This window comes from Mycobacterium sp., from assembly GCF_040509115.1.
Lineage (GTDB): Bacteria > Actinomycetota > Actinomycetes > Mycobacteriales > Mycobacteriaceae > Mycobacterium.
Genome location: NZ_JBEVLO010000348.1, coordinates 1 through 3,152, shown reverse-complemented (window position 1 = coordinate 3,152; position 3,152 = coordinate 1). Strand labels below are relative to the sequence as shown.

Annotated in this window: 3 protein-coding genes; 1 reads left to right on the top strand and 2 read right to left on the bottom strand. The window is 65.4% G+C overall.

Translation table 11 applies throughout. From position 1 onward, the window contains the following. Window positions 1–1,156, top strand: a 1,156-nt coding sequence (locus ABW137_RS24435; RefSeq protein ID WP_526404041.1) for a cellulase family glycosylhydrolase, incomplete at its 5' end; no start/stop codon positions are given. A 33-nt stretch (window positions 1,157–1,189) separates the two neighbouring features. Here the strand turns inward: ABW137_RS24435 and ABW137_RS24430 are convergent. Both ABW137_RS24430 and ABW137_RS24425 read right to left on the bottom strand, forming a co-directional pair. Further along, window positions 1,190–2,224 carry a glycosyltransferase gene (locus tag ABW137_RS24430; protein WP_526404042.1) on the bottom strand — a complete coding sequence of 345 codons (1,035 nt, stop codon included), beginning with the start codon at window positions 2,222–2,224 and terminating at the stop codon, window positions 1,190–1,192. A gap of 328 nt (window positions 2,225–2,552) precedes the next feature. Next, a partial coding sequence (locus ABW137_RS24425) for an alpha/beta hydrolase family protein (RefSeq protein WP_526404040.1) occupies window positions 2,553–3,152 on the bottom strand: 600 nt, incomplete at its 5' end.

Sequence of the window (3,152 nt, the reverse complement as noted above, 5' to 3'; positions counted from 1 at the left end):
AGGCGTAGCCCGTTGCAGTGCTGGCAACGTCGACGGGGTGTCTCCGCAAACGACCTTGGCGCCGACTCCGGAGCGCTCGGCGCGGTGGGTGATGACGGACTCCGGTATCTTCGCCTTCATGCGATTGCGAGCGCGGGCACACATGACCGCGGTGGCCGTGCTGACGCTCGTGGTGATGTTGGCGAGCGTGCCGCCCGCCAATGCCGCGCCCGCCGTTCCCGCTGCGGGCTATGGATTCAGCGAAGGCTCCTCCATGCTCGACCTGAGCCCCGAGGACCTCAACCGAGAGTTGGACGCCGTCGCCGCCACGAGTGCGTCGTGGCTGCGGGTGCTCATCGACTGGAGCAAGATCGAAACCGCACCCGGCCAGTACAACTTCGACGCGGTCGACCGCATCGTCAGCGCCGCGGGCGCGCGCAACCTCAAGGTCCTCGGCAACATTGCGTTCACCCCATCGTGGGCGCGCCCGACACTCTCCTTCTTCACCGCGCCGCCCGACGATCCCCAGGACTTCGCCGACTTCTCCAAGGTGGTCGCGGCCCGCTACGGCTCGCAGATCAGGAACTGGGAGATCTGGAACGAGCCGAACCTGCCGCTCTTCTTTGGCTTTCGCGGCAACAACGCCCCCACGTACACCGGGCTCCTGAAGGCCGTCTACCCCGCGATCAAGAGCGTTCAGCCCAGCAGCACGGTCATCGCGGCAGGGCTCAGCCGCAACCTCGGGCCCGATTCGCCACCGGCGTTCCTCACCGCGATGTACGCCGCGGGCGCCAAGGGCGCGTTCGATGCCGCCGCCCTGCACCCCTACGTGTTTCCCGACGGCCTTGCGGTCGACCCCGAGAACGGGTGGTCCGACGTCGGAAGGTTCCACGACGTGATGGCGGCCAACGGTGACGGTGGCAAGAAGATCTGGATGACCGAGTTCGGGGCACCCACCAGCGCTCCTGGCGCCCAAGGCGTCAGCCAACAGGATCAGGCCCGGCAGATCACCGACATCCTGTGGGCAGCATCGCAACTCGACTACAGCGGACCGGCGTTCATCTACAGCATCCGTGATCTGGACAGTGGCGCCCAGGACAATCGCGAAGCCAATTTCGGCGCGCTGTTGACCTCGGACTGGCAGCCCAAGGTGGCGGCGTCGGCGTTGGCGCGCTGAGGCTGCCGGTCAGTTAGAAGCCGAGGCTGCCGGTCAGTTGGAACGGGAGCGTTGGGGCCCCAGGCGGCGTGCGGCGAACTGATAGGCCTCACCGAGGGATTCTGCCAACCGTTCCGACGAGTTGTACGCCGACAGATTCTTGGTTTGCATCCGGACGAGCTCACGGTAGCGGGTCTCGCCGAAGTACCGTTCGACGTGCGCCGCGACCAGAGCTGGTGACTCGCCACCGACGTGGTAGCCGAGCGACTCCATGCTCGCGATGGTGCGGGCGATGACGGGACACCCTGCGTCGGCGGCCTCCAAGGTGACCAGCGGACCGCCCTCCCATGCCGCGGAGTGGACGAAAAGGCTTGCTGAGGTGAGGATCTCGCGTGACTGCCTCGGGGTGACCCAGCCCGTGATCTCGACGCCGGCCCGTTCGAGATGGTCGCGTCCCTCGTCACCGTCGCCGATCCATACGAACCGGAATCGATCGGGCCCCAGTATCTCGCACACCTGCGCGAAGAACTCGGGACCCTTCTGCGCGCAGATCCGTCCCGCCATGGCGATGATCGGCCGATCCGATTCGGACGCCTCGGCGCCGACCACCGGCAGGGACGTCGCCGCGTTGCGGATCTCGCGGCTCGGCATCAGCGGATTGAGGCGGTGGCCGATCTGCACTTCGCGGGGGCTCACGGCCAGCAGCAACTGAGTGCGCTGCGCCAGCGTCCATTCGACGGTGGAGTAGGCGACGTGCCGAAGGATCGACTGACGCATCTCCATGGCATAACAGTGCGGCGAGTAGATGATCCGGGTGCCCTTCGGCAGGATGCCGCGAATCAGGCCTGCGAAGCTCGAGTGGACGTGGACCAGGTCGAAGTGGTTCGCGACGACGAATCCCCTTGCACTGAACAGGAAGCCAGCGATGCTGCCGTCGTAGTACTCGACGGTGGTGGTGTCGGGAATGTCGATGGTGTCGGCGCCCGGCCTGGTCCGCACGTACATGGTGTGATCGAACTGGGGGGTGGCCGTGATGTAGTTCACGATCGCGGTGCGCAGCCCGCCACCGAACGCCTCGGAGATGTGCACTATGCGCAAGGCCGCGATCTCCTCTTGCTCTCAATAGTTGGACCGATCCGGATCCGCCTCACGGGCTCCGGCTGTCGCGAACACGGTAGCAACAAACCCAGCCAGAGGCGTTCGGGTCGGCGGGTTCGTTCGCCGTGGCCTTTGTCGGGTTGCAGGATGGCGTCGATGGTGTCGTTGAGGGCGCGGACTGTGGGCGTCGTGGCGATGGGGAGATTCATCCCGGCGCACCCGCTAGTGACGAGAATCACCAAAACGATGGCGGCCCATCGCTTTAGTTTGCCGCCCCTCATCGAAATTCGAGGGTGCGACGGGTTTGAGGTGCGACGGGTCAAGGAGCCTGGCAGGTATCGGGTGCGGGGAACCCTTCTATTCGGGCCATGAGCCAACCGGCGAATTCGTCGACTTTGAGGTCCAAATGCCCACGATCAGGCTGAAAAACCGTTGCGATCTGTGTGCCCATTGCGCACGCCTGCGCAATGGCGTTACGCGTCCATTCGGTTCGCACGAAGCTGTCCGCGCCGCCATAGATAACGAGCATGGGGGCTGCGCCGCGTTGCTGCGGGAGTGCCATCGACTGGAAGATCTTCGTCAGTCGCTCGGTCGCCTCCGGGGTCGCGGGGATCAGATCGTCCGGTGTGAGCTCGTAGAGAACGCGGATGCGCTCCACCGAGGCATTTCCGAGGCACCCGCGTAGCGCATCCCATTTGGTCTTGGCGATGCCGCGGCGGTACTCGTCGATGGGGAAGTCCGGATGGGTGCCCTCGACACCCATCAGCATCCAGACGTAGACGCCGAGTTGGTCCGGGGTCAACGTCTTGGTCGCGGCGGCCTCGGCCATGCCCGTCATGTCTGCCATCGGGGCCAACGACACGGCCCCGACGAGTTTGAGATCGGTACCGTACGTGGTTGCCTGCTCGTTGGCCGACCA